The sequence below is a fragment of the bacterium genome, from assembly GCA_016699995.1.
GTDB lineage: Bacteria > Patescibacteriota > Doudnabacteria > UBA920 > UBA920 > UBA920.
On sequence record CP064996.1, the window covers coordinates 871,103 to 897,508 of the forward strand.

Below are 26,406 nucleotides of genomic sequence, written 5' to 3' on the forward strand. Positions count from 1 at the left end.
TTACAAATTAGTTTCTGTTTCTACTTGCATGCGCATGCGAGGATAAAATTTAAATCCGATAAATTCAAATCCGTCGTCAGTTTTTATAAGCGACATCTTGATTGTGCCTGCTGCTGCCAAAATTTCTTCCAAGTATTCCTCGTAGTCGCCATTGATGTGGAATAGATTGTGAGTAGAAGACAATTTTAATTCCGGGAAACGAATAAAACTTTTACGCCGGCCATAAAACTTTTTATAAAACATGTCTAGCAACTGAGGCTTCTGCATGGCAAATTCGGTAAAACCTTCTGCAATAGCGGCTCCGGAAATCATTGCTTTCAGTTCGTCATGCGGCTGATTGTTGATTACATCTACGAAGTCCTCTAACAAGTGCTTAATCACAAAACGGTCTTCCGTACCTACGGTGTGGTCAAAATCCAAAGTAATTTCTGTACTCGGTATCATATCCTTAATTATAGCAATATAAAAAGGACAAGCTCAGCTTGTCCTTGTTCGTGAATTTGGAGCTTGGGAATTTTCTATTGTTTTTGCTTGGACTTGGTCCAATCAATCACACCATGGTGATCCCTTACTACCTGAAAACCAGTTGCAGCCATTTCAAGGCTGACTGCATTATCCTTCCTGAAAAGTCGCTTAAATGCGACCAACGAAAGCAGTTTTCTCACACTCCTCCTGTTTGTCCCTTGCAAAATAAAAAGCGATTAACGCTAATGAATAATAGCATTTTCCCAGCTTTTGGTCAATGCAAAAACACACCCTCACGGGGTGTTTAAATTTTCTTTATTGGTGGACCCTACCGGACTTGAACCGGTCGCCTCATCCATGCCATGGATGCGCTCTACCAGATGAGCTAAGGGCCCTCGAAAACCGAAGACCTGTTTTACTGAGGTTCAGTCTGGTGCCATCTGGTGAAACATATGTTCCACTGTTTTGATTTTGGATGAATACTTCGCGCCACTGCTCTGCCTGTCTCTGGAATGCTGGAATAACACCTATTATTGTCAAAAACCATCCGATTAAAATAATTGCCAACCCAGCTCCTAACACCGAACCAAACCCGGTTAGGATACCTTTTCCAAAGCTTAACCAAAAACTGCTCATGCTCTTATTAAGTCTCTGTAAATTTTCATTAAATTGCCTAAGTTCGTTGTCGTTCATGTTGTTCATAAATTAGATCTTTCTGGTCCCCTCGGAGGGAATCGAACCCCCATCGTCTCCTTAGGACGGAGCCGCTCTATCCATTGAGCTACAAAGGGTCGAGTTTTTTCATTTGATGTTAGAATTATATCATAACAAAGCGATCGTGCAATTAAGCCACACACGCATTCAAATGTCAAAAATTATAGATAGAATGAATAGTTATTTTGTTTCCCGTGAAATACCCAAACTCGAGGCCGTGGAACTACTTAGTCTGGCAGGGATCTTGGTCTCTATATTCTTCCCGATAAGGTATGTACTAGAAAACAGCTACGCAACTATTCTTGGGTATTACTCAGACTTTACTTCAATCTCCATATACATTGGGTTTGCCTTTGTGTTAATTTTCATCGGCATCAATATATATAGAGAAATAAAATTGAAAAAGAACTTCAAATTTTGGCTCATTATCAGTTTAGTTTTCACAGGCCTTCTGATAGTTTATCAAGTCAAACTCGAAAGCGAAGCTGCAATATCCTTTTATCACCACTTGAGGATAACATGTGTATTACTCCTAGGTTATTCGGTATACAAATCCCCTACTGCGCTTAAGTATAAGAAATTATTCCTGTGGATTTGTGTATTACTTGGGGGTATCCAAGGGGTTATCGCAGTTCTACAGTTCTCGCTGCAGCATTCATTGGGACTAAACCTACTGGGAGAATCTCCCCTATCCGTGACAATGTATGGAGTGGCCAAAGCTGTTTCACATGGAACAACTTATATCCGAGGATATGGAACACTTCCTCATCCGAATATACTTGCCGGTGTACTCGTTATTGTTTCACTCTTTAACATATATTTACTTAACAATACTTTACAACTGAGGGAAAGAGTCATTTTATCCGTGACATATATTCTTATGGTAATGGGAATATTTGCAAGTTTGTCACGTGGTGGAATGCTGGCTCTAGTTTTAGGTTTCACCACGTGGTTAATTCTGAATAGCTATAGAAAGAAATCTGTCTTATTTGTAAGGAAGTTATGGGTGGTACCAATCGGAATAGCTATATCAATAACGGTTTTCTATCCTTGGATTGTTTCCCGTGGAACAATCGAAAGCGCAGCAAAGAATCTTAGGAATACTTATAATGCTACGGGTGTAGATATCATTCGAGATAATTGGCTAGTGGGAACAGGTCCGGGCACCAACATGTTCCACATGAAACAGAGGTTGAGTAGCCAATTAGAACAATGGGACATTCAGCCAATTCATAACTTCTGGCTCATTACCTGGTCAGAATTAGGCATAACTGGCTTAATTGTAAGCTTTTTTATGATAAAAGTTATGATTTTATCAATCTGGAGAGCTGTTTCACGTGGAAATACTGAAAAAAAAATTTCAACAGGAATTGCTGGAATGTCACATTAGGGGCAATAGCCTTAGCATTGCTTCCCGCTCTCTGATCGACCACTATTTGTATACAATTTGGCCAACCCAGATTCTTTTAGCGGTAGTCATTGGTTTCATGTGGAAGGAGATTGTTCCACGTGAAAACACCTACAAAACGATAAGCACTTAACAAATCAGAGTCAAAAAAACGCTTAATCAAGCGCTTTTATTTGTGATACTCTCTACCGGCAATTATCGTGTAAGCTCGATATATTTGCTCTAATAGCAAAATTCTCGCTAGATTATGCGGAAAAGTCAATGGACTGAGGGAAAGTGTATAATTAGAAACCTCTTTTAGTGACTCGTGAAGCCCAACACCGCTGCCAATAACAAAGATTAACTCCTGGCCTAAAGATGTGAGTCTATCTAAATTAGCAGCAAAATCTTCGGAATTTCTTAAAGTTCCTTTTTCTTCCAAAAGAATGACAATAGCCCCTGTTTTTAGGTGCTTTTTTATATCCTCAGCCTCGGTTAATTTGATGCGGTCTATATCTGCATTTTTGCGGTAGGGTTGTTCCGGAATTTCTATAATATTAACCTTTGAAAAAGGGGAGAGGCGCTTCTTATACTCCTTCTCCAGCTCAAAATAGGCTTTTTCTTTGAATTTTCCTAAACAGATTATTGTAATTTTTGAATTAGACATAGTTTTCATGTGAAACATGCAAATGACATTGGTTATTGACTTTTGTCATAGAATATGTTATAGTTACAGGTCTTTTTGAGCGTTACAGAAAGACTGGGCCAACTCGGTGAAGGCCGAATGCACCATTATTATAGCGCTAAAAATCTAAAAGAAAATTCCTAGGAGGAACTATTAATGCTTACAAAAATTGGCGGTAATCACGGAAAAGGTTCTGTGGATCTTGTAGCGGTCTGGAAACGGGCCGATGCATCGGATGATAAAGGAGTTAATCTGACGCCATTGTCCAACGGCTGGCTCGACAACCCCTTAGAAAGAGGTTCGTTCCTGCTGCGCATATATGTGCGACCGACAGAAGGAGTGATCTTTTCTGCACCGTTCTTTGTTCACCAAAACAAGGATGGCAAGTCCATCGTGGCCTTAGACGGCACTCTTTTCCCCGAGAGCGGGATAATGCATTACGCAAAAAGCATCCCGGTGCTCAAAGCGAACAAAGGACGAAAGTCATTTTACTATACTCATAAGACCACGAACAACGCTTACGTTGCCGCGATCGAGGGTAATAAATTGGCGCTCATCTTGGTCGGGATAGCATCCCAGAACAACGACTACTTCCTCCATCAGGAGACGAAGTACGAAGCCGAACTGTTCCAGCAGGACGGCGAGCTCGTAATACCGAGGCTCAGCGAATGGACGGAACTCCCTGGATTTATCGCGTCGCTCGTCGACGTAGACAGCTTACCGGATGCGAGCGAGTACATAGCGCCTTCGGCAAATACAGAAATAAAGCTTGGAACAAACCAGGCCGAGGTTCTGTGGTGCAATCCGTTTGCGCAGCAGATCGCGCTTCGCACCCAAAAAGGCAATGCGCTGTTACCGTTCAAATATATCCGCAATTTGGCCGAGAAAGAAAAGGTTGTTAACCCTAAGCCGGGGACGGTCGTAACCTTCCAGCAGCTGGCGGACCCCGACGCAAATTCGCAAACCCAATTCCCGTACATCGCGAAGGGGGTTACACTGTAAACTCTGTAGCATAATGCTATTTAGCCGACACGAAGTATGTGTCGGCTTTTTTTCATCTTTTATTATTCGTGGATTTGGCAAGCAAAAAACACCTACCCACGAGGGATAGGTGTTTTCAATTTTAGAAACAAGTTAGTTTCTTGGTGTCATTGGGCGAGCTTCGCTAACGCTGATATTGCGTCCACCGAAGTCCTGACCATTGAACATGCTGATAGCAGCAGCAGCTTCGTCTTCAGTAGACATTTCTACGAAACCGAAACCTTTGCTACGACAGGACATTTTGTCCATGATGACTGTTGCGGATACAACGTTACCAGCTTTAGAAAAAGCTGCTTCTAACTCTTCATTAGTAGTAGAGTAGGGAAGTCCGCCAACATACAATTTTGATGCCATAGTATTCCTTATGATTAATACACGTAAGACGACCTCTTTTACTTCAGGCCTTAAAACATAAGGAACGAAATACAAGAAACTTACAAACCAATTCTAGCATATCCAAGCCAAAAAGTAAAGCCCGCTTTCGCGGGCCTTCTGAACGGGAAATATGTATTAAAATAGTTTTTCGTACCAGCTGGTTAGGAAAGGATTGCTCTTATTAGCATAATATAGAGCAAGTACGGCTGCTAAAAATACGCCGTTTACCAAAGCCACTCTGATTAAATCATGTCGGACAGTGCGGTATTCTTCTGCATGCGCACCATAAGCTGCAGCAGATTTTTCCAAAGGCGCAGGCTTAGCCGAAACAGTAGACGCCGAAGAAGTAGGAGATGGCTGGGAAGCCGAAAGGGGTGCAGACGAAGCAGAATTTACCGCTTGTTGATAATACTTTTTCTTCTTATTTTTCTTGCCCATACTAATATAGAAAGTTAGTTATTTAATATGCTAATCATAATAAAAACGGCAATTTTTATCAAGTTGAACACACTCGCGCGGGGTGCTAAAATAGCCATACTATGTCTGAACAAAATTTGGCTATAATCGCATTAACCGCTTCTATCATTGCACTCATCGCCGGCATTGCCGGAGTTATTGCCGGCCTAAAAGTCCGAAAATGGAGAGCAATGTTTGACCAAGACAGCCAGCCGGATAATTTAGAGGAAGTTCTTACTTCTATTACCGAGAAGCTGCAGATGCTCAACAACAACCAAACAAGTTTAGAAAAATAGTGAGACAAAATGGTGAAACTTTAGAAACCGCGTTCCAATATTCCAGCGTTGTTCGTTTCAACTCCGGAAGCAATGACGGCGGCAATCTAAGCTTTGCCCTGGCAATGCTCGATGGCCAACAAACTGGTTTGGTCATCACAAGCCTGCATGGACGCGAACACAACCGCATCTACTGCAAAGCCATAACCCACGGTCAGCCGCTTCAGCCGCTTAACGACGAAGAACAGCAAGCTTTAATTGAAGCAGTCACCGGCCCAAGTCAGCAAGAGCAGAAAACCAAAAAGACCTCCAAACAAAAATAATTTAAGACGAATCAGTAATTAATTTTTATACTACAATGGCACAAGAAAACAATGCAGCCGAAACAATTGTCGGCCCTTCCGTAAAAATCCAAGGTGATTTGGTTTCCGAAGGCAATATCCGCATCGAAGGCGGAGTAACCGGTAAAGTCCACACATCCCAAAGCGTTCACATTGGTGAAGCTGCTGTCATTTCTGCAGATGTCCAGGCCGGCAACGCAATTGTTGCTGGGCAAGTTTCGGGCAATATCAAAGTTTCGGGCAACCTAATTTTACAATCGACTGCCCGCATCAACGGCGACATCGCTTGCGGAGTTCTTCGCGTAGAAGACGGCGCACTATTTTCCGGCAAATGCAACATGAAAGGCGCTAGCGCCGAAAAATCCAAAGCATCTTCCGGCAGCACTAACGAGCCAGAACTAGAAAAGTAGGCAGAGCACCTGTTAACTTTTCTGGCGCATAGCCAGCTTAATCTTTAAGCGAACGGCTCCATGTATTTTTATATTCTCGACAGCACTAATATAACTCCTAGCGAGTTCGAAAAGGCCCAAGTTACTTTACAGGGTCTTTTAACGCAGTTTAGAATTTCCGGCGAGATGGTTCGCGTGACCTCGATTCGGGGCATACCGGAACTAGTCGAGCTCGCGGCAGAGCGCGGGGTAAAAACCTTAATAGCGTGCGGTACCGACGACACTTTTAACATCATGCTGGCTTATTTGGCAGGCCGTGACTTTGCCCTGGGCTTTATTCCATTAGTGCCAGACACCTCTCTCGGAAAAATTTTAGGAATCGACAGCTTGGAAACAGCGGTTAAAACAGTTGCGGCACGCCGTTTGGAAAAAATGGACCTGGCTTTACTAGGGGACAACTATTTTATTAGCCAGGTGGAATTCGGAGTAGCTTCGACTAAAGTAAAAAACATGAGCTGGTTCAGCAGCATGTCTTCTTTAACCAAGGATGAAATTAAAGTGAAGCTGCGCATTGATAATTCTTATATAATGGACATTACTTGCTTAGGGGGAACCATTACCAATAGTCGAACAACTTCCAGCTCCAACAGCACCATTGCCAATCCAACCGACGGATTTTTAGATTTAATGATTCTGGAGCGATTAAGCCGCGTAGACATTTTAAAATATAAGCCAGATATTGCTGCAGGCGTCTTAGAAAATATCCCAGGAACTTCCGTGATCAAATGCAGGCAAGTAGAATTTTTAGAGCCGCGCGGCTTTCCTTTAAATATAGCCGGACGGACTTTTGCTAAAGTTCCGGCAGTGGTAAGCATTATCCCAAAGCACCTGCGCATGATCGTAGGAAAGGGACGAACTTTTTAGATCTGCTAAACTTAAACCGGGCAACCGGTTTTTTTATTTCGTGCTTCGCTTGATTTTTTCGACAATTTACAGTATAGTTAATCAGTTATGAACTTATCTTCGCTATCTCACGAATTGAATATGTCGATCCAGGAGCTGCGCGCTAAAGCAAACGCAGCCGGTTTTCATATTTCCCCGCGAGCCAATAAGATAGACAATCACTTGGCGAAGAAGATTGCGCAGGCCTTGAGCGCTAAACCTAAAGAAACAGCGCCGAAAGATACCACTCCCAAGAAAGTGTCTTTGCCGGCATTTATCAAAGTTCGCGACTTTGCCGAGCTGCTAAAACTGCCGGTAACGGATGTAATTCGCACGCTCATTACCAATGGCGTAATGGCCACCATAAACGAAGAGGTGGACTTCGAAACTGCCAGCATTATTGCGCAAGATCTAGGTTACGAGGTTGCTAGCGAAAAGACTGATGATGTAAAAGAATTCGGAAGCGGTTTTTTGCAGGAGCAATTAGCAGCAGAAACCGAATCAGAAAAAGTTGCCCGCGCTCCAATTGTGGCTGTAATGGGCCATGTCGACCATGGCAAGACTACTTTGCTTGACGCGATCCGAGAAACAGATGTTGTGGCCGGAGAAAGCGGGGGAATCACCCAGCACATTGGTGCGTACCAAGTTAAAAAAGATGGTCAGGCTATAACCTTTTTAGATACTCCCGGCCACGAAGCTTTCGTAGAAATGCGCGCCCGTGGTGCTAACGTAACCGACATGATTATTCTGGTAGTAGCTGCAGACGACAGTGTTCGTCCGCAAACTATCGAGGTTATTAATCGCGCTAAGTTCACCAATACCCCCATAATCGTTGCTATCAATAAGATCGATAAAGAGGGCGCAAATATTCCTAAAGTAAAACAGGAGCTAGCCGAACACGGCATTCTTACCGAAGAATGGGGTGGAAAAACTATTACGGTAGAAATCTCTGCGAAGAACAAAATTGGGATCGACAACTTGCTAGAAATGGTTTTGCTGCAAGCCGAAGTAGAAAACTATACCGCTAATCCAAAAGGCAAACTGCTTGGTACAGTTATCGAATCCCATGTCTCTCAGGGGCAGGGTCCGGTAGCGACAGTTATTATTCAAAACGGCAGCTTAAAAGTAGGGGATATCATGGTAGCCGGAATCGGTTTTGGAAAAGTTAAATCTATGGAAGACGAGCATGGCAAGAAAGTTAAAGTTGCCGGACCATCGACGCCGGTAGTAATCTCCGGATTTTCAGATCTTCCCGAAGCAGGTGATATTTTGCAAACCACCGAGACTTTAGACCAAGCTCGAGAAATCGGCACAACTGCGCAAAAGCTTAAGCACAGCCGCCGCTTAACTGTCCGCTCCAAACTTCAACTTGATGATGACTCTAAAGCATTGAATTTAATTTTAAAGTCAGACGTTGCCGGATCGCTGGAAGCAATCAAGCAGTCATTCAGCAAACTAAAGAATGACGAGGTTCAGATCAATATACTGAGCGAGGGAATTGGCGAAGTAAACGAAAACGATATTCTGCTGGCAGAAAGCTCTAAGGCTAACATCATTGCTTTCCGGGTAAAGACTAATCCAAAGGCAGTTAACCTGGCCAAGCAAAAAAAAGTCAACGTCGATAACTACGACGTAATTTACGAACTGTTAGAAAATGTAACCAGTGCCGTAGTAGAAATGTTTACTCCGGAAATGGAAAAGAAAACATTTGGGCGTGGCAAGATTTTAGCCATCTTCCGAACCGAAAAGGGCCAGATGATTGTTGGCGGAATGGTATTGGAGGGAGAGATCCGCAAGAATAAACAAATTGCCATTGTCAAAAAGAATGATGAAGGCGAATATCAAGAAGTGGCACGAGGAGAAATCCTGGAGCTTCAGCAAGGCAAAGTAGAAACCAAAGAAGTGGCTCGCAATAATGAGTTTGGCATGAAAATCAAAACCAATTATAAGCTGCAAGTAGATGACCTTATAGAAAGTTTTGAAGAGAGCCTTAAGCAGAAAAGCCTATAAAACCGCCCCGATATGGCGGTTTTATTTATGGTATCATTTAATTAATTAAGCATAATCATATGAATGAATATGGTCATACCCCGGAGGAGGCGGAGGATTTTAAATTCGAAGAGAATAATGATGATTTTGAAGCTGGGAGAGCTGAACATTTGGCTCAAATAGAAGAAAAGCAAATCCAGCGCGATAAAGAAATTAAGGAATGGGAAGCAAAACGCCACCAAAACCATCTAATGAAGGAAGAAGAGTCCCGATTAAGACAACAAGGTGCAGAAAAGGCCTCTAAGCATTTCAAAAAGAAAGATATGTTTGGCCGTCCCTGGAAAACCAAAGGCACACCCGAGGTACCCATTAGTAAGTAAACCAAAACCCGCCAAAGCCAGGCGGGTTTATTATTTTCAATATTTCTGCGGCGGCGGCTTGATATAATATAGACAGTTTGGTATATTAATTCTTCGCTATGAAGCAAAAAGAACCCAAAAATCCTAATCGAATCCCAAAACTAAACTCTCTTTTACAACAATTAGTAGGAGAGGCAATTTTACCGTACTTAAAAGGGGTAAACGGTTTAACCACAGTGAGCAGGGTGGAAGTGAGCGGGGATTCTCGCTGGGCCAAAGTCTGGGTTTCCATTGTTGGAGGCGATGACGATGAGATTATGAAGATTATAAAAGATAATATTTACGACATTCAAGGGGAGATCAACAAGCAGCTGCAAATGAAGATGGTCCCGCGGCTGCAATTCTTTTTGGACACTTCTCCCCGCTACGCGCAGCATATTAACGAACTGATCGATAAACTTCACAAGGAAGAAGACTAATGCAGGAAAATTTCTTACAAGCTAAACAACTAATGGAATCCTCAAATCGGATTCTATTTACTACGCACGAACGCACTGACGGTGACGATCTGGGTTCAGTTTTGGCTTTGGCTATAGCGGCCCAAGAAATGGGGAAGCATGTTACCATAGCTGTAACCGAAGGCGTACCAAGCCGCTTGAGCTATATGCCGATGTCGGATGAAGTATTGAGCGACATCAACCACACAAACTTCGACCTGCTGATTATTTCCGGCTGCTCTCATTTGGGACGGGTTAATAATCCTAATATTCAAAATCTGAAAATTCCAAAAATCAACTTTGACCATCATCCAGATAACCAATTTTATGCAGAAGTAAATGTTGTTGATCACACCAAGTCTTCCGTGGCGGAATTGGTGTTTGATTTCTTCAAGTTTTGCGGATGGGAGATCAGCCACGACATTGCAACCAACTTGTTAACAGGAATTGTCACAGACACAGGATTGCTAATGCATTCCAACACCCAAGCCAGCACTTTAGAGGCGGCTTCGGAATTAATGAAAAGCGGCGCGCGCATCAGCCAGGTCAGCAAGCATACATTTAACAACGCTGACCCAATTCAGCTCAAAGCATGGGGACAGGCTTTAACAAATTCTTACTACAATCCCGACAACCAGGTAATCTATTCTGTAATTACTCAGGACCAACTGCAAAGCTTGGGTAACCCAGAACAAGCCAGTTTCGAAGGTTTGGTGGAAACTCTCAATAAAGTTCCAGAAGCCAAATACGCAATGTTTCTCAAGGAAGACGGGGATCGTATTAAAGGCAGCCTGCGCAGCGAAGAGTACAAAGGGGTAAACGTGCAGCAAATCGCCCAAAAACTGGGCGGCGGCGGGCACAAATTGGCAGCCGGATTCTCTATGGTAGGGAAGCTGGCTAAAACACCGGACGGAAAATGGGAGATTATATAAAAAACTTTGCTTATGCAAAGTTTTTTGGTGCGCGGGAGAGGACTCGAACCTCCACGCCCTAGGGGCACTGCCACCTCAAGGCAGCCTGGCTACCAGTTACAGCACCCGCGCTAGTTATAAAGACTCAGAAATTATATCTAATGCTTGTTTAATTTTCAATAGCTTACGAGTCAAACATAAACTACTATTTGAATACATTTTTCTTAAAATAACCAAGCTCTCTTTTTTGCCATACCTTAATTGATAAACAGAAGAGTTCTTATTTTTACTAATGTGACCAGAGACTCTATATTTTAAACTGTTTTGTACCCGTAACCAGTTAATATGATTTTCGCTAGCCGACATAAAAACTAAATAAAACAGAAAACTGGAAGGCCATCTTTTATCTTTGTAAGAATAAAAGGTTCCGTCTCCATCAAAATGACCCCTCAAAAAGTCATCATAATATCGTTTTGGAATTTTGACTTCTGCTATAACTTTTGACTTACTAGGCATCAAGCCGATAGATAGTAAAAACTTATAAAGATTTATACTACCAAACTGTAAAAAGTAGCAGGTGGTTTTAGGTTCTGCACCTCGGATTTTGAGAGATATTTTATTGGTTAAGTTAAGAGTATTTTTAACTATATTGACTAACTCTATATCCTTAGACGTAAAATTAATATGCCTACCATCCTTGGAAAGATTTCCATCAGTAACGATTAACCCAATAACATAAGCAAAATCAGGGGACCATACAATTTTTTCAAAATGATTAGTGCTCATATCGATATCATACCTCAAGGCGTTAGCGTATACCAATATATATCAATAACCTCTTGCAAAAATATACCTAATTCTATATAATCATTAAGTTAGCAAATTTAGGGCGATTAGCTCAGTTGGTTAGAGCGTCTCGTTTACACCGAGAAGGCCAAAGGTTCGAATCCTTTATCGCCCACCATGCGAAAATTTAATATGCCCTGGTAGCTCAGTGGTAGAGCAGACGCCTGAATCTTCGGGCCATGCGAGAGTAATTTTGCAATGCAAATCGGGTGAACTCGGGGAACATCTAAATACATTTAGACAATCCCGAGCCAAGCCAAGAACGGGTTAATACTTCTTGGAAGGTGTAGAGACTAGTAGGTGAGCCCAACAATAATCCTACGGATAGCGCCCGACTTCCTTTCCAAAGGAAGATGATATAGTCCAAAATGACGCAGGAAGAGCGTCGTGTCGTCAGTTCAATTCTGACCCGGGGCACCATTAAAAAACAGTGAAATTTTCACTGTTTTTTAATACATAAGTTTTCGTACCGCTGTGCTATACTTTAAGCATACCCATGAGAAACGATAAAGAAAAGGCACTGAAACTAAGGTTAACAGGAAAAAGCTACACAGAAATAGCTCAAGTTTTAAAAATTCCCAAAAGCACCCTTTCTACTTGGTTTAAAAACTTGCAATTGTCTAAAATTGCCTCCGATAGGCTAAATGACAAAACCAAGAAGGGGGCCTTAAAAGGATTGCTCAAAAGAAATGCATTACAAACTAAGCTAGCGCATGCAAAAGCAAAAAAAATCAGATCAGCAGCCATGCTAGAAATAGGAAGACTATCTAACAGAGAACTGTTATTGATTGGCGCAGCCTTATATTGGGGTGAGGGTCATAAACGAGCCATTATGAAGAATGGAGTTGCCCGCTCTTACCATCCTGTTAGCCTATCTAATTCCGATCCGAAACTCGTTGCTATTTTTCTCGAATTTTTAAGAAAAGTTTGCAAGATAGAAGAAAATAGACTAAAAGCTGGCCTAAGAATTTATCAACATCAAAATCCTGAGCAGCTCTTGCAATTTTGGTCAAAATTGACTAAAATTCCTAAAGAACGTTTCGAAAAGTTCTACTATGGCGTGAGTAAATCCACTCTAAATAAAAGGCCTTACAATGTGCTGCCTTACGGGACAATTCAGGTCAGGATAGGCGACACAGCAACTTTCCATAAGATTATGGGTTGGATAGAGGGGATTGCAAATTAAATACGTGCGGCTATGGTTCAATGGTAGAACTCTTCCTTGCCAAGGAAGGGATACGGGTTCGATTCCCGTTAGCCGCTCCACCAAAAAACTCTCCCTAAAGGGGAGTTTTTTGTTATATAATATAGATAACATTATTAACTTAATAAAATGTTAAGAAAAATTGTCTACACCCTAGTAGGGGCGTTGGTCTTTGGCACTATTGCTTGGTCCTTGGTCGTTGCTCAAAGCACCGATATCGACTCTGCAAACATGATCGCTATTATTGCCCTCATCGTAGGAGCCATTGCTGGCTATTGGCTGAGCAACAAAATCAAGGGAGGGGAAAGCCCTAAAACCTTTGCGGCGTTTTTTATCTTCCTAGGGGTTGTTCATTTAACTTTCCTGTTCATAAACTCGGACGGAGAAGCGTCATTGACCCCATCGCTTACTTTGGAAGGTTCTATCTCTGCCTTAATCGGTATCATACTGATAATAATTGGTCTTAACATTCGAACAATAATCAATAAATACTCGTCATGGATCCTAACCCTCAGTTATGTATCTATTGCCGGGTTGGTAATCTCTGCAATATACTTCTTTGCTACCCAAAATGACATGCTCTTAGGGATTCTGCTATGGTATGCCCTTGATGTTTATATCTTAGTCCATTTGATAAAGAGCTTAAAAAAACTTGGCAATCAAAGTTAACAGAGAAAAAACTCCCGAGAGGGGGTTTTTGTTAATTTTCGATGTGTTACTATCTATATACAAAAACGTATACAAACTATAATACTGATAATTAACATTTGAACCTTATTTATATAATTATGAAATCATTTAAATCATACTTATTACCAGCAGTCATAACTGCTATTGTCTTGGTGGGAGTAGTCTATTTTATGACGCCCCAGCAGAAAGATACCCAAGAAAGCCCTGCCCAGCAAACAAATAATCAAATCCCAGAAGAACCGACAAAAATCACTAATTATGATGAGTGTGTAGCTGCAGGCAATCCGAGCCTGGAAAGTTATCCGGCAAGATGTACTGCAAACGGCCAAACCTTTACTCAAGATATTGGCAATGAATTGGAAATGAATGATTTGATTCGTTCAGAAAGTCCTCGGCCTAATCAAATAGTTAGCTCGCCTTTGCAGATTAACGGAAAAGCTCGGGGCAATTGGTTCTTCGAAGCCTCGTTCCCTGCCCGACTTCTAGACGCAAACGGTAAGGAGCTAGCACTAAAGCCTATTATGACCACTGAGGAATGGATGACTACCAACTTTGTTTCTTACAAGGGCACACTCACTTTCTCTAAACCAGCTACAGCTACCGGTACTCTAATTTTAAAAAAGGACAACCCGTCCGGATTGCCGGAGAATGACCAAGAACTCCGCATCCCAGTACGGTTTGAATAATGAAATAAAAGCAAAATAAAAAATCCTGTCGAAAAACAGGATTTATATTTATTCAGTCTTGATCATCTCGGTCTGTTCCGCTTCTGGCTGCGGATGCAGCTGCTTAGGCAAATACGGTATTTGCGTAAACATCAAAGCCAGCAGAGCGGCAATCAAAACCAAATAGTAACCTAACCATTTAACCTGGACGGACTTTGGAACAACTTCCTCGTCTTCGGGTTCTTGGTCGCGGGTTATGAGCCTCTTGTATTCAAACCATACACCTAGATTAATAAAGGACGCCAAAACCGATGTCGAGCATGTTAAGCCAGAAAGGCTGAGTGCTAAACCCAGTGAGCATTAGAATCATCATCAATCCCTGACAGACAAAGGCAGTAATCATCTTGAAAGTTGGATTAACTTTAAGATCAGCAATAATAATCAGCCAAATGAGCAGAATGTGAGGCTGGTGAACAACTATAGTCAGAGCTAATAGCAAAACAAATCCTACCCATTTAAACCAGTCTCCAATAACCTGGGTAACTCTTCCACCATCCAAAGGACGAATCGGAATAAGATTAAACAGGTTAATGAATGCCGCTAAGTAACTTAGTATCAGCAATAATTCGTACTGAGTTGGCAGAACTGCCCAGATACCAAACAGTACCAAAGCAGAGATACCGCCTAGTAAGGGACCACCAATCCCGACAAAAGCTTCATTCTGCTTGCCTTTGAACTCTGGGGCAAAGATTGCCGCGCCCAACATTGGTATAAATACCGGAGCAGAGGTGGGCAACTTCTTAATTTTTAACGCAATCACATGCCCCATCTCATGGATGAACAGCATAATCACAAATCCAATAGCAAACCAGATTCCCCAAATAAAAGAATAAACAAAGGCGGACAGGGCCATAGTAATCAAGGTCACAAATGGCTTCAAGAACTTCACGGCTTTAACGGCTTTCAGGGCCGTCAAAATTATTTTTGACTTAGACAAAAGGATCAGGGGTAACAACAGCCATTTCCAGAATGGCTTCTTTTCTTCTAATTGATTCTCCAAAACATTTTCCCTCCTTAAATTATTTTCGCACTTCTTCTAAACACGACAAGCTATCACATCTAAAACTGAACCAGTAGTCAAACCCCTGTTAAATAAGCGCAAAAGGGTTCCGATTCGCCCCTTGGGCAAGCCAAAAAAAAGGTCTTTTGGCTTAAATAAGGCGTAAATGAACTAAAAAGACTTGTAATTAAGCCAGATTTAAGGTATAATAGGTATGTAAGGTACTGCTATTGGCAGTCTTTTTTAATAGCAAAGACCCCTCAATATATATGGCAATTAGCCGAATATATTAGGAAATTTGCGAAACTAGTCTAAAAAAGCGCCAAAGTTGCAGTAACCCCAAAGGTCACTAATTTATCATTCAATCCTCTTTTTTCGAATACAAAGGCTTTCCCTTTCTATAAGACCCTTTTGCCGAGAAATAGAGGTTAAGGAGTTGCCACTGAATAAATGACAGCTCGCTTATCCTTAAGTTCTGCAGTTGAGAAAGTAATCTTAATGGTCGCTTTCTTACCAGTAGTCACTATGGTTTATCCAGAGACTGCTGCCGCAGCTCTTGCTGTACAGAACTCAGGTGAAAAAGCTCTAGTTTTTCAAGTCAACTCAAAACAAAAAACAGAAATCATTCCTGCTACTACTGGTCTATCTTATGATGAGTTAGTTCAGAACGATATCTTAGTTAAGAAAGTAAAGGCGTATTTGGAATCGAAAGGTTCCCCTTTGGCTATCTACTCTGATGAAATCGTAAAGCAACCTCAGTGGCAACGCGCCTTAGCTATCAGTTTCGTCGAAAGCAACTTCGGTAAACGTTGTGCCAACAACAACTGTAGTGGTATAGGTGTAAGCCCTAGTCATCCATCTTGGCGTCGTTATGCAACGAAGCTGGATTGGTTTAAGGACATGAGCGCTTTATTAGAAAAGCCTACTTATAAGCAAAAGTATACTACTTGTGCCAAAATGAAAGGCGTATACGTAGTACCTGGTTCCGCTCGATGGGTAAATGGTTGTAATAAGGTAAGCGAAGAATTGCTTGCTATTACAGCTCAAGCTGAACAAGAACGTTTAGCTTTAGCCAACCAACCAAATGTATCCGTTGCAGTTCACGAACTAGCCTTGGTAAAATAAGCTAGGAATTGAATTGAAATTAAAAGCCCTCGCCGAAAGGCGAGGGTTTTAAAATAACTGGTTAGTCATTAATGAACGGTTTCGGAGCCATACTTATCTTTCCATTCACTTTGAAGCTTATCAAGTTCGGATGTAAGATTATCCAACAATTCATCAGCAGCTTGTTTATCAATCATTTCATCAGATTCGGCAGCTGCAAGCCTATCATTGGCTTTATCAATTTCGGCCTGTAATGATTCAATTTTTTGCCGCAGCTGCACCTTGTGAAGTTCAGCTGATTCCTGTTCCTGGTCGAGATACTGAGGATTTCCTCTAACTTCAGAACCAATGCTCATATGTTCTCTTTCCATATAATAAAGGTTAATAATTACCTGCATTATAGCAGAAAAAATTAAGATCAGCTTTCTTGAATAAATGCACAGGTTCAGTTAAAATTATATAGTTATCTTAAGAAGCGGGGCGGTTTACCGCATCCGCGACCAATACTTTAGTAAGTGAGTGACGGCTTTGCCGATACGAACGAGGAGTGGACTGGCTTGCCAGATCCACTACCAAGATATGGTGCGGTGGCGAAGTGGTAACGCTGGGGTCTGCAAAACCTCGATGCGCGGGTTCGATTCCCGCCCGCACCTCCACTAAATGCCTGGGTGGCGGAACTGGTATACGCACAGGACTTAAAATCCTGGGCCCGAAAGGGATTGAGGGTTCGATTCCCTCCTCAGGCACCATAGAAAACACAGTGATCGCTGTGTTTTTTTATTTTTGCCTTATATACAGCAAAGTATTTTTAGGAACTTGATTGCCTCGAGCGTTAGGAATAAAATAAACATATGGAAAATAATACAAACACAACCAACCCAAATAACGTCGAGCCGGTATTAAATTCAGTATCTAGTACAATAGAATCATCTGCACGAGAGCCAGCAACCCCAGAACCAGCCGCGAGTGATACAAAAAAAATTGTTATCACCAGTTTAATTACGGCGCTGATCACAACCCTAGTAGTAGGCTATGTTTTTAATCCATCTCAAAATAACAGGACCAGCGTTAGAACAGTTTCGGAATCAGAAAACGCCGTTGTCGACGCCGTAGAAGCTGCCAACCCTGCCGTGGTAGCTATAACTATTTCTAAAAACGTGCCAACTTACGAAAGATTTTATCAGAATATACCTGGTCCATTTGGTGGTTTTCAAATCCCACAACTTCGCCAGAACGGAACTGAGTTGCAAGAGATTGGCGGGGGTTCTGGTTTCTTAGTTTCGAGCGACGGTTACATCGTTACCAACAAACATGTTGTTGCAGATACAACTGCACAGTACACAGTCTTTACCAATGACGGTAAAAAATATGAAGCTAAAGTTATCGATCGCGACCCGGTGCAAGATTTAGCGGTAATGAAAATTGACGGCAATAACTTCCCGTCATTAAACTTTGCAGATTCCGACCAGGTTAAATTAGGACAAACCGTAATAGCGATTGGGAATGCGCTAGCGGAATTCCGCAATACCGTCTCTTTAGGCATCGTATCCGGTTTATCCCGTTCCATAACAGCTTCTGACGGAAGAGGTAATTCCGAATCATTGGATCAGCTAATCCAAACCGATGCCGGTATTAACTCGGGCAACTCCGGAGGGCCTTTGCTTAATTTATCTGGTGAAGTAATTGGAGTTAACGTAGCAGTTGCTAACGGAGCCAACAGCATTGGGTTTGCACTAAGCAGTAACAGCGTAAAAAACATTGTTGAATCCGTAAAAACGAACGGCAAAATTATTCGCCCGTACTTAGGGGTACGTTACACTGAGATCAACAAGGAACTACAGGAACAAAATAATCTATCTGTCGATTACGGCGTACTGGTAACAGGCGGCAGAACAGAATCGGAACTTGCAGTGTTGCCAGGCTCGCCAGCAGATAAAGCCGGGATTGTCGCCAATGATATCATTCTCGAGATAGATGGACAGAAGATAGACGAAGGCAATAGACTCCCTAGCATCATGAGCAAGAAAAAAGTAGGGGATAGAGTAACGCTCAAACTGCTCAGCAAAGGCAGCGAAAAAATGATTACCGTGATACTAGAAGAAATGAAGTTATAGTTAACAACAAGTTTATCTAAACTTGGTAACTCCTTAAATTGGATTTGACCTGCTGTATGCAATAGTTATGTTGCGTGGGGCGGGTCCCTGGTTGGGCAGGATAGACTCGTCACCCTATCCCAGCGGGTTCGATTCCCGTCCGCTCCACCACTCTTGAAAAAGAGTTCATATGCATGGTATGATGTGCATGACGAGTCTATCCTAAACAGGACCCAATAAAACCGCCGAAAGGCGGTTTTATCATTGCATACGGATTATTCAGCTTTTTCTTCGGTAGCTTCTGGAGAAGCTTCTTCTGTTTTAGGCTCTGCCTCAGCGACGGGAGCTTCTTCCTTAGCTTCTTTCTTTGGAGCTTCTGTTAACTGCTTAATAGACAGGCCCAAGCGGTGTTCTGCCGGCTCGATAGAGATGACCTTGAACTCGCGCTCTTCACCTTCTTTAACAACTTCGGACGGATCTTTTACTTCATCGTGAGATAGCTCTACTAAATGAGCCAAGCCCTGAATATCCTGGTCCAATTCTACGAAGACGCCGAAAGGCATAATCTTAGAAACTTTACCTTTAACAATTTGGCCGAGCTGATACTTCTTTACAGATTCCTGCCATGGATCGTTTTGCAATTGCTTGATAGACAAAGACACGCGGCCTTTTTCGATAGCGATTACTTTAGCTTGTACAGTATCGCCGACCTTAAATAGATCTTTAGGATTTTCGATACGCTGCCATGCCAACTCGGAGATGTGAACCAAACCTTCTAGTTCATCAAACTTCACAAATACGCCGAAGTCCACAATACCGGTAATCTGTCCTTTAACAATATCGCCGATTTTAAGCACAGACAGGTTCTTTTGCAGTTCTTCTTCGAAGACTGCTTTTTCGGATACGATCAACTTTTCTTCTTCTGGGTCTGCAGTGATCACCTGAACATTGAAGTTGGAACCGACATAGCTGTTCAAGATTCCCAAAATACGGTTCTTATCTCCTTCTTCTACGCGAGGATAGTGTTCGATAGACAACTGAGATACCGGCAAGAAACCAGTCACATTGTTGATTTCGATCATCAAACCGCCTTTGTTTGCAGCCAAGATCTTAGTGCTAACAACTTCGCGGCTTTCCATAAGGTCTTGTAACTTCTGCCATACGCGTTCGTGTCCGGCTTGGCGCAAAGACAATTCTACGTTGCCGTCGCGGTTTTCTGTTTCTACCACAGCTGCTTCGATTGTGTCGCCCGGCTTAAGGGAATTTAGAGTCGCTTGATCATCATATAATTCGCGGCCGCGAACTACGCCTACGCCGTAGCCAGCTAAATCTAAGTAAACTTCATTCTTGGTTACAGAAATGATCTTACCTTCGATCATATCGCCGGGCTTTAGCACGCGAATCTCTGCACCGCTTTGCAGCAAGTCGCTCATGGTTTGCGCATTGCTGTCGCCAGTGACAGCACTAGGCACAACCTGCTGGGCCGGAGCTTCTGCTACTGTATTGTTGTCGCCCAAATTTCCTGTTGTGTTTTCTGCTAAGTTTTCTTCTGACATTTATTAATTCTTTCCTAATATATGAAAATAAATTGATTAAGCCTTTAAACAATATTGCCAGCGGAACAGGTGTCGGCAAAATAAAAACAACGTCTAGACGTTGGTTAAAATCTAAAAACTATTCATCATATATTAATTATTAAACACGCCTATTACTTGGACTCACCGGGGGTTAAGATTAAAATTTGCTTAGTTAGCAGGCTCAAGTTTAGAGCCGGCAGACAAGCTAGGCGCGTGCGCCGGTAAGTAGAGAAATTATAGCGGTTTTGTGGTGATTTGTAAAGGGCGGGGAAATAAAAAAACCAGCTTTTTAACAAGTCTGGTTTGAGTCAGTATAATCCGACAACTTACCGAAGTTTAAACCAAAGGCTGACGCCTCCAGCAAGGGCGGGTATACATCACGAAAAATAATATAAGCAATTTCCTCGCGAAGCTTAGGTATTTTCTTAAGCAGAACTGCATCTCCCGGATTCTTCTCTGCTTTAGCAATCGCGAAAGTAAGTTCCAGAGCTTTTTCATCGTAGGCCTTGCAGCACCTCACAATCATTCTGCGAAAATCTTCCCCATACTTAACCATCCAAAGATCACGATGCTTTTGACTATGGCTTAACGGCGGAGGAAAACCAGTACATTTTTTGAAACTATAAGCATCAAGACTTCTGCCAACAGCCATCACAAGAGGTAAGCCAATGATCGCAACCAAGACCAAGCGAAATGCAAGGCTGAGAAGAGTAGGTTCTGCTTTCATTAAGCTTAAACCAAAGTCAGTAAGAGCAAGTAAAAAGCTTAGGCCAATAATTACAACAAGAGTTGCTAAAGTAATCAACCACAATGCCATGACAGTAAGATTGTTTATCAATTTCATACTACCTCCTATATTGACTATTCTTTAATCCTCATCTCCCCCAGTCGTTTGGGTCATAAATATAATACCTTTCTTTTTGTTCAGGACTACAATTAGAGTGGTAATCGATCCTTTGGGGGATATCTGTCCACTTGATAATCTCTTCGTTAACGGGAATTGACCTGTCCCCATTCCAACACCACACACCCTGTTCGTATAGGAGTATGCCAAAGTCAGGCTCATTAATACCTCGATCACGATAGACTAAATACCATCCTGTAGTCTTTGGTTGTTTCTTATAGTGCCAACCCAATTTTGGTATTTCACACCAAAAAGCCACTGATGAGGTTATGTCGTTATCGGCCGTTGGTTTCCAAACATTGTACCAGCGTGAATATGGCATTCGTGCCAAATCATGACCAGACCCGTCTGACCTAAAAAAATTAGCGACACTTAATTCAAGAGTATCGATCTTAGTGCCACACTGACAATCGTCTGTCCTAACACCAAACATAACCAAGTATGGTCCGTTTTTTCGAGGGGGATCAGCTGCACCTATCCATTTCGAGTTTTGCATATAACTCCTCCTAAGGAAATTTCTAACATTAAATAGTGCCATAAATATGCCGATAAGTCAAGTGCGTACCATACTAAAAAATGGTATAATTCCCTTATGCAAATCCAATATTTCGGCCTTTCTAGCTTCAAAATTACGACTAAGGAAGCCACTATAATTACCGACCCATTCGATAAAGAATCCGGTCTGACTCCGCCCCGCGGTGCAGCCGATATCCTGATTCTGGCCGAAAAAGCCAACAAGCTCTATAACGCCGTATCCGGAGTTTCGGGGGAGCCTTTTTTAATTAACGATCCTGGCGAATACGATATAAAAGGAGTGACCGTAACCGGAATTCCATTGGAGCAAGACCCTGGCCGCTACGTAACAGTTTACCTCATTGAAAGCGAAGATATCGCCATTCTCAACTTAACCCACATCCGCGAGTGGAATATCAAAGAGAATGATTTAGAAGACTTGGGAGAAATCGACATCCTCATTTTGCCGGTTGGCAGCAACAGCGTTCTAACTCCTAAAATTGCTTCGCAAATTGTTCATGACATCCAGCCAAAAATTGTCATTCCGTCTCATTACGAAATTCCTGGGCTCAAACTGCCAAACGAAAAAATTGACGTGTTCTTAAAGCAATACGGCGCTAAGTCTGAGCCGATCGAAAAACTTAACATCAAGAAAAAAGATTTAACGGAAGAAAAAACTCAGATGATATTATTAGACCCGCTTCGCTAAATACAAAGACAAGAAAGTGTTCACACATTTTTATTCACCACGAATATGAAAAAGATTATCGAAAACATCCGTCAAAAACCTGACCATCACAAAAACCGAATAATATTGATTATTACCGGCTCTGTTGCGTTTGTACTAGTGATCATATGGATCATAATCGGCATCCCCGATAGGGAAGGCAGGAGCACAGACGTAATAGACGACTTTACAACGAATGTAGAAGAAAGCAAAGATACTTTACCGAAATTATTTGAAAGCAATAACTAATGGCCAAAAAGAATCCTAGTGACAGCGAAATTGCTGTTGCAGACAACAATTTAGGAGTGATTAAGCAGCGCTTCCTCGAACAGGAAATGCAGGAATCATATTTGGATTACGCGATGAGCGTAATCGTTTCCCGCGCTTTACCAGACGTGCGCGATGGACTTAAGCCGGTTCACCGCCGCATTTTATACGCAATGCATTCCATGGGTCTGCGCTCCGGTGGAAAAACCACTAAGTCAGCAAAAGTAGTTGGTGAAGTATTGGGTAAATACCACCCTCACAGCGATACCGCAGTATACGACACCATGGTTGGTTTGGCGCAAGTGTTTAGTATGCGCTACCCATTGGTTATCGGCCAGGGTAACTTTGGCTCTATGGATGGAGACAATGCCGCGGCCATGCGTTACACAGAAGCCAAAATGAGCCCGTTTGCCGAAGCTATTTTAGAAGATATCGAAAAAGATACTGTTGATTTCCGCCCTAACTACGACGCTACCGAAAAGGAACCAACAGTGCTTCCTGGCAAGCTGCCAAACTTGTTACTAAACGGTACCTTAGGCATTGCCGTAGGTATGGCCACCGACATCCCTCCTCATAACCTCGTAGAAGTAGCGGATGCTATCACTGCTGTTATAGACAACCCGGAAGTCTCTATCGATGAGCTTACCGATATTGTAAAGGGTCCAGACTACCCAACCGGCGGCATTATTTATGACCGCAAAGCCATTAAAGAAGCTTATACCACCGGCAAAGGCGGTATTGTCACGCGCGGCAAGACCGAGATCGAAGAAATGGCCAATGGCCAAATGCGGATCCTGATTACCGAAATCCCTTATCGCGTAAATAAAGCGACCATGCTCGAAAAGATCGCATTGTTAGTTCAAGAAAAGAAACTTGAAGGCATTAAAGACGTGCGTGACGAAAGCGACAAAGATGGCGTGCGCGTAGTTGTCGAACTTAAAAAAGGCGCGCTGGCCAATAAAATCTTAAACCAGTTGTTTAAGTTCACCCAGCTGCAAGACACTTTCCACATGAATACCCTGGCCTTGGTAGATGGAATCGAACCGCACGTACTGAATTTAAAAACTATTTTAGAAAAATACATCGAACATCGTCAGGTTGTTGTTCGCCGCCGTACAGCTTACGAGCTTCGCAAGGCAGAAGAACGCGCACATGTATTAGAAGGCTTAAAAATCGCTCTCGACAACATCGATGCAGTCATTAAAACCATTCGCGCAAGCAAAGACCGTGTTGAGGCGCATGCCAATTTAGTAAAGAAATTTAAGTTATCAGATATTCAGGCCAGCGCCATCCTCGACATGCGCTTGCAAACCTTAGCCGGACTAGAACGCAAGAAAATTGAAGACGAGCTGAATGAAAAGCTAAAACTAATCAAAGAGCTAAAAGGGATTTTAGCTTCCGAAAAGAAAATTCTGGGAATCATCAAAGACGAAGTTACCGAACTAAAGGACAAATTTGGCGACGAACGCCGCACCCAAATTGTTGCTCAGGGCACTGGCGACTTTAGTGCCGAGGATTTGATCCCGGAAGATAATGTAATCATCTCTACTACCAAGTCAGGCTACATCAAACGCCAGTCCCCAGACACTTATCGCCAGCAAAGCCGTGGAGGCAAAGGTGTTATTGGCCAGACTCTTAAAGAAGAAGATGTGGTGGATTCCGTACTCTCTGCTTCTACCCACGATGACATCATGTTCTTCACCAACAAAGGGCGTTTGCTTGTAACCAAAGCTTACGAGCTGCCAGAGAGCAGCCGCACTAGCAAAGGCCAAGCTCTAGTTAATTTCCTGCAGTTGGCACCAGAGGAATTTGCAACAGCCGTTCTGGCTTTGTCTAAAAAGAGTGAAGCCCAGTTCCTAGTTATGGCCACCCGCAATGGCTTAATTAAGAAGGTAAAGCGCGATGAATTCGTTAAAGTCCGCAAATCCGGCATTATCGCCATTAACCTCAAGCCAGATGATGAACTGCGATGGGTTAAAACCACTTCTGGAGAAGATGAAATCATGCTTTCGACCGAAGACGGCCAGGCAATCCGCTTTAAAGAATCTGATGTCCGCCCAATGGGCAGAACCGCCAGCGGCGTAACCGGCGTAAAGCTGCGCAAAGGCGACCATGTAATTTCTATGGATATCATTACCAAAGACATGGAAGGACAAGGTAGGGAAGTATTGGTTATTACTCAACATGGCTTAGGAAAGAAAACTCCGATCAAAGACTATAAAATTCAAAAGCGTTCGGGCAGCGGCATCAAGACTGTAAAGATTACTGATAAGACCGGCAAGATCGTCTCGATGTGCATCTTGAGCAAAACTGATGAAGACAAAGACTTGCTGCTTATCTCTAAACAAGGCCAAACTATTCGCACCCCGCTAAAGACAATTTCTACACTCGGACGCGCCACTCAGGGCGTAAGAGTCATGAAGTTGAACGGTGATGATACGGTAGCCTCTGCTGCAGTCGTATAATAGGAAAAATAAAGACCGCGTTGCTAAACACAACGCGGTTTTGATTTACCAAATTTCTTGAATAATAAAGTCATGAGCCTGCTCTCTCAAGCCATCTGCTACAGACCTATCAAGATTGATATGGACCCTATAATTACGAGGCTGGGTAACAGCTTCGGGATCGTCCGGAAACTTCTGGACCAAAAGCTCTTCAACAGTTGAGACGCCTTCATAACCAAATACCGGCACATTAATGGCACGTTCCATGCCGTCAATGCCGACATAAACCGTAACTTGGTTAATGTCGATACCATAACGGATAGCAAACCTGTCCGCTAATTCCATTCTCATCATGGAGTCGCCAGCAATCTGCTTCATCTTTTCGCTAGGTTCGGTTGTTTTACTTCGAGCCACTTGCTCGAACCAATTCATGCGAACGATCTTGTCCATCATTACTGGACTCGCTTCAGAAAGCAGCCTGATCATGCTAGTGTCTGTACCAAAGTAGTCTTCCATTCCGATACAACCCTTTGCGTGAGCTTGCCAGAGTGCAGAGAACAACATGGTGCCTACAATTATATGCGGACCTTCCGAAATATCTCTATAAACCATACGGCGGGTTTTCTTCCAATCGAGCAAAACCTCTGGTACCGAGTCTTTAGTTTTTCTTATATCAATACCTAGGTTTTTCTTAAAAGCAGCCTGTAGATCAGATTTTTCAATGCCCCAGCATTGTTGTTCCTCGCTCCACTTAAAGTTAGTGGCTACCAGGGAAGGGCAACCAACCTTGCCCTTTAAGTTTGCACACATTGCATAACGATAAACGTTATCGAGATTATCGACATCGAGATCGCCATGAACAAGCTTAGAATACGGTTCGAGATTTCCAGAAATCAATTTTACCAATGTTTCCGAATCAACACCCATATTATTTAAGGCCGATTTAGCAGACTTGCCAATCTCGCTATCGAGTAATACTTGTAGAAAAGTTTCGCCGTTGTAGCCAATATCAATTTTCATTAACCGCTCAGTCAGGTGTGCAAAAGGGCCATTACCCCAATCGTGCATCATCGCTGCTGCTCGATACAGGTTTCCCAACTCTGTCGAAAAAAGCTCTTGGTTATTCGCCCTTACACAACGATCTGTAAGCAAGTAAGAACCGATATTATGGTGGAAACGGCTTGGCAAAGCGCCATTCATACGAAACGCATTTGGCACTGTACCCATGGTAATGTCTCGGGCTCTCACTGCGAGATCAGAATTTACCAATCTCTGAAAATTGCCATCAAGCACGATCCAATTTAAATGCAATGGATCTTGATATTCAACAAGTTTTTCTTCCATATTTCCTCCTAAAATTACTAATTAAAATAGCAAAACCCTGAGCTTAAGTCAATGGAGGGGTATTGCTGGGAGGGCCTTTCTTCTCTATAATATATAAGACTTTAGCGCCAGATCTGAGCAGATTTACTAAATTGCCGGCGCT

The 26,406-nt window shown here is 42.5% G+C and carries 29 protein-coding genes, 7 tRNA genes and 1 pseudogene; 22 read left to right on the forward strand and 15 right to left on the reverse strand.

Annotation, left to right across the window (positions count from 1 at the left end):
- From IPM19_04625 to IPM19_04635, 3 genes are all read right to left on the reverse strand, one after another.
- Entirely contained in the window at nt 1-444 is a 444-nt protein-coding gene (locus IPM19_04625; GenBank protein QQS22876.1) for a hypothetical protein, read from the reverse strand.
- Nucleotides 445-784: 340 nt separating this feature from the next.
- A tRNA-Ala gene (locus IPM19_04630) sits at nt 785-860 on the reverse strand.
- A 321-nt stretch (nt 861-1,181) separates the two neighbouring features.
- Nucleotides 1,182-1,256: transfer RNA gene (locus IPM19_04635), tRNA-Arg, on the reverse strand.
- A gap of 74 nt (nt 1,257-1,330) precedes the next feature.
- Here IPM19_04635 and IPM19_04640 point away from each other — a divergent pair.
- Nucleotides 1,331-2,569 (forward strand): O-antigen ligase family protein, encoded by a 1,239-nt coding sequence (locus IPM19_04640; protein QQS22877.1) that lies wholly within the window; start codon nt 1,331-1,333, stop codon nt 2,567-2,569.
- Between the two features lie 187 nt (nt 2,570-2,756).
- Here the strand turns inward: IPM19_04640 and IPM19_04645 are convergent, their stop codons facing one another.
- A complete protein-coding gene (locus IPM19_04645; protein QQS22878.1) occupies nt 2,757-3,233 on the reverse strand; it encodes a 23S rRNA (pseudouridine(1915)-N(3))-methyltransferase RlmH in 477 nt (158 codons plus the stop codon).
- 174 nt (nt 3,234-3,407) lie between these two features.
- Here IPM19_04645 and IPM19_04650 point away from each other — a divergent pair, with 174 nt between their 5' ends.
- On the forward strand, nt 3,408-4,253 hold the full coding sequence (locus IPM19_04650; protein ID QQS22879.1) for a hypothetical protein: 846 nt from the start codon (nt 3,408-3,410) through the stop codon (nt 4,251-4,253).
- A gap of 132 nt (nt 4,254-4,385) precedes the next feature.
- Here the strand turns inward: IPM19_04650 and IPM19_04655 are convergent, their stop codons facing one another.
- Together IPM19_04655 and IPM19_04660 are read right to left on the reverse strand one after the other, a co-directional pair.
- A complete protein-coding gene (locus IPM19_04655; protein QQS22880.1) occupies nt 4,386-4,646 on the reverse strand; it encodes an RNA-binding protein in 261 nt (86 codons plus the stop codon).
- A gap of 156 nt (nt 4,647-4,802) precedes the next feature.
- The gene (locus IPM19_04660; protein QQS22881.1) at nt 4,803-5,105 is read right to left on the reverse strand and encodes a hypothetical protein; all 303 of its coding nucleotides are present in this window, start codon (nt 5,103-5,105) and stop codon (nt 4,803-4,805) included.
- Between the two features lie 101 nt (nt 5,106-5,206).
- Here IPM19_04660 and IPM19_04665 point away from each other — a divergent pair, with 101 nt between their 5' ends.
- From IPM19_04665 to IPM19_04700, 8 genes and pseudogenes are all read left to right on the forward strand, one after another.
- Nucleotides 5,207-5,419 carry a hypothetical protein gene (locus tag IPM19_04665; protein ID QQS22882.1) on the forward strand — a complete coding sequence of 71 codons (213 nt, stop codon included), beginning with the start codon at nt 5,207-5,209 and terminating at the stop codon, nt 5,417-5,419.
- Nucleotides 5,368-5,721, forward strand: a pseudogene (locus tag IPM19_04670) (DUF4446 family protein). Before IPM19_04665 ends, IPM19_04670 begins: the two are co-directional and overlap by 52 nt.
- A gap of 35 nt (nt 5,722-5,756) precedes the next feature.
- Nucleotides 5,757-6,149, forward strand: a complete 393-nt coding sequence (locus tag IPM19_04675; GenBank protein ID QQS22883.1) for a polymer-forming cytoskeletal protein — start codon at nt 5,757-5,759, stop codon at nt 6,147-6,149.
- A 60-nt stretch (nt 6,150-6,209) separates the two neighbouring features.
- A complete protein-coding gene (locus IPM19_04680; protein ID QQS22884.1) occupies nt 6,210-7,052 on the forward strand; it encodes a hypothetical protein in 843 nt (280 codons plus the stop codon).
- 87 nt (nt 7,053-7,139) lie between these two features.
- Complete coding sequence (gene infB / locus IPM19_04685) at nt 7,140-9,080, forward strand: translation initiation factor IF-2 (protein QQS22885.1); 1,941 nt, start codon at nt 7,140-7,142, stop codon at nt 9,078-9,080.
- Between the two features lie 59 nt (nt 9,081-9,139).
- Entirely contained in the window at nt 9,140-9,439 is a 300-nt protein-coding gene (locus IPM19_04690) for a hypothetical protein (GenBank protein ID QQS22886.1), read from the forward strand.
- 98 nt (nt 9,440-9,537) lie between these two features.
- Complete coding sequence (gene rbfA / locus IPM19_04695) at nt 9,538-9,897, forward strand: 30S ribosome-binding factor RbfA (GenBank protein ID QQS22887.1); 360 nt, start codon at nt 9,538-9,540, stop codon at nt 9,895-9,897.
- Complete coding sequence (locus IPM19_04700; GenBank protein QQS22888.1) at nt 9,897-10,847, forward strand: bifunctional oligoribonuclease/PAP phosphatase NrnA; 951 nt, start codon at nt 9,897-9,899, stop codon at nt 10,845-10,847. Before rbfA ends, IPM19_04700 begins: the two co-directional genes overlap by 1 nt.
- Nucleotides 10,848-10,872: 25 nt before the next feature.
- Here IPM19_04700 and IPM19_04705 read toward each other — a convergent pair.
- Nucleotides 10,873-10,958 (reverse strand) — tRNA-Leu (locus tag IPM19_04705).
- A 3-nt stretch (nt 10,959-10,961) separates the two neighbouring features.
- Nucleotides 10,962-11,612, reverse strand: coding sequence for a hypothetical protein (locus tag IPM19_04710; protein ID QQS22889.1), 651 nt, complete (start codon nt 11,610-11,612; stop codon nt 10,962-10,964).
- A 101-nt stretch (nt 11,613-11,713) separates the two neighbouring features.
- On the opposite strand from IPM19_04710, the gene IPM19_04715 reads away from it, so the two are divergent.
- The 5 genes from IPM19_04715 (at nt 11,714) to IPM19_04735 (ending at nt 14,252) form a co-directional block, all read left to right on the forward strand.
- Nucleotides 11,714-11,790 (forward strand) — tRNA-Val (locus tag IPM19_04715).
- 378 nt (nt 11,791-12,168) lie between these two features.
- A complete protein-coding gene (locus tag IPM19_04720; protein QQS22890.1) occupies nt 12,169-12,858 on the forward strand; it encodes a helix-turn-helix domain-containing protein in 690 nt (229 codons plus the stop codon).
- A gap of 6 nt (nt 12,859-12,864) precedes the next feature.
- Nucleotides 12,865-12,938 (forward strand) — tRNA-Gly (locus tag IPM19_04725).
- A 67-nt stretch (nt 12,939-13,005) separates the two neighbouring features.
- Nucleotides 13,006-13,545 (forward strand): hypothetical protein, encoded by a 540-nt coding sequence (locus IPM19_04730; GenBank protein ID QQS22891.1) that lies wholly within the window; start codon nt 13,006-13,008, stop codon nt 13,543-13,545.
- Nucleotides 13,546-13,664: 119 nt separating this feature from the next.
- Nucleotides 13,665-14,252, forward strand: a complete 588-nt coding sequence (locus IPM19_04735; protein QQS22892.1) for a Gmad2 immunoglobulin-like domain-containing protein — start codon at nt 13,665-13,667, stop codon at nt 14,250-14,252.
- Between the two features lie 48 nt (nt 14,253-14,300).
- Here IPM19_04735 and IPM19_04740 read toward each other — a convergent pair whose 3' ends face one another.
- Both IPM19_04740 and IPM19_04745 read right to left on the reverse strand, forming a co-directional pair.
- Complete coding sequence (locus IPM19_04740) at nt 14,301-14,537, reverse strand: hypothetical protein (GenBank protein QQS22893.1); 237 nt, start codon at nt 14,535-14,537, stop codon at nt 14,301-14,303.
- Nucleotides 14,521-15,291 carry a site-2 protease family protein gene (locus IPM19_04745; GenBank protein ID QQS22894.1) on the reverse strand — a complete coding sequence of 257 codons (771 nt, stop codon included), beginning with the start codon at nt 15,289-15,291 and terminating at the stop codon, nt 14,521-14,523. The genes IPM19_04740 and IPM19_04745 overlap by 17 nt, the downstream gene beginning before the upstream one ends.
- A gap of 450 nt (nt 15,292-15,741) precedes the next feature.
- Here IPM19_04745 and IPM19_04750 point away from each other — a divergent pair, with 450 nt between their 5' ends.
- Entirely contained in the window at nt 15,742-16,416 is a 675-nt protein-coding gene (locus tag IPM19_04750; GenBank protein QQS22895.1) for a hypothetical protein, read from the forward strand.
- A 68-nt stretch (nt 16,417-16,484) separates the two neighbouring features.
- Here IPM19_04750 and IPM19_04755 read toward each other — a convergent pair whose 3' ends face one another.
- Complete coding sequence (locus tag IPM19_04755; GenBank protein QQS22896.1) at nt 16,485-16,766, reverse strand: hypothetical protein; 282 nt, start codon at nt 16,764-16,766, stop codon at nt 16,485-16,487.
- 210 nt (nt 16,767-16,976) lie between these two features.
- Between IPM19_04755 and IPM19_04760 the strand changes: the two genes are divergently transcribed.
- The 3 genes from IPM19_04760 to IPM19_04770 all read left to right on the forward strand — a co-directional run bounded on the left by IPM19_04760 (nt 16,977) and on the right by IPM19_04770 (nt 18,509).
- Nucleotides 16,977-17,051 (forward strand) — tRNA-Cys (locus IPM19_04760).
- A 6-nt stretch (nt 17,052-17,057) separates the two neighbouring features.
- Nucleotides 17,058-17,144, forward strand: a tRNA-Leu gene (locus IPM19_04765).
- Nucleotides 17,145-17,246: 102 nt separating this feature from the next.
- Nucleotides 17,247-18,509 (forward strand): trypsin-like peptidase domain-containing protein, encoded by a 1,263-nt coding sequence (locus tag IPM19_04770; protein ID QQS22897.1) that lies wholly within the window; start codon nt 17,247-17,249, stop codon nt 18,507-18,509.
- Between the two features lie 254 nt (nt 18,510-18,763).
- Here the strand turns inward: IPM19_04770 and IPM19_04775 are convergent, their stop codons facing one another.
- The 3 genes from IPM19_04775 to IPM19_04785 form a co-directional block, all read right to left on the reverse strand.
- Nucleotides 18,764-20,044 carry a S1 RNA-binding domain-containing protein gene (locus IPM19_04775; protein QQS22898.1) on the reverse strand — a complete coding sequence of 427 codons (1,281 nt, stop codon included), beginning with the start codon at nt 20,042-20,044 and terminating at the stop codon, nt 18,764-18,766.
- Nucleotides 20,045-20,354: 310 nt separating this feature from the next.
- A complete protein-coding gene (locus IPM19_04780) occupies nt 20,355-20,909 on the reverse strand; it encodes a hypothetical protein (protein ID QQS22899.1) in 555 nt (184 codons plus the stop codon).
- Nucleotides 20,910-20,940: 31 nt separating this feature from the next.
- Entirely contained in the window at nt 20,941-21,465 is a 525-nt protein-coding gene (locus IPM19_04785) for a hypothetical protein (GenBank protein QQS22900.1), read from the reverse strand.
- A 96-nt stretch (nt 21,466-21,561) separates the two neighbouring features.
- Here IPM19_04785 and IPM19_04790 point away from each other — a divergent pair, with 96 nt between their 5' ends.
- From IPM19_04790 to gyrA, 3 genes are read left to right on the forward strand one after another with little or no spacing between them, the layout of a single operon-like run.
- Nucleotides 21,562-22,191, forward strand: a complete 630-nt coding sequence (locus tag IPM19_04790; GenBank protein ID QQS22901.1) for an MBL fold metallo-hydrolase — start codon at nt 21,562-21,564, stop codon at nt 22,189-22,191.
- Between the two features lie 45 nt (nt 22,192-22,236).
- Nucleotides 22,237-22,458 carry a hypothetical protein gene (locus tag IPM19_04795; protein QQS22902.1) on the forward strand — a complete coding sequence of 74 codons (222 nt, stop codon included), beginning with the start codon at nt 22,237-22,239 and terminating at the stop codon, nt 22,456-22,458.
- Nucleotides 22,458-24,941, forward strand: coding sequence for a DNA gyrase subunit A (gene gyrA, locus IPM19_04800; protein ID QQS22903.1), 2,484 nt, complete (start codon nt 22,458-22,460; stop codon nt 24,939-24,941). The genes IPM19_04795 and gyrA overlap by 1 nt, the downstream gene beginning before the upstream one ends.
- A gap of 45 nt (nt 24,942-24,986) precedes the next feature.
- Here gyrA and IPM19_04805 read toward each other — a convergent pair whose 3' ends face one another.
- Nucleotides 24,987-26,264 (reverse strand): hypothetical protein, encoded by a 1,278-nt coding sequence (locus tag IPM19_04805; GenBank protein ID QQS22904.1) that lies wholly within the window; start codon nt 26,262-26,264, stop codon nt 24,987-24,989.
- Nucleotides 26,265-26,406 lie beyond the last annotated feature (142 nt).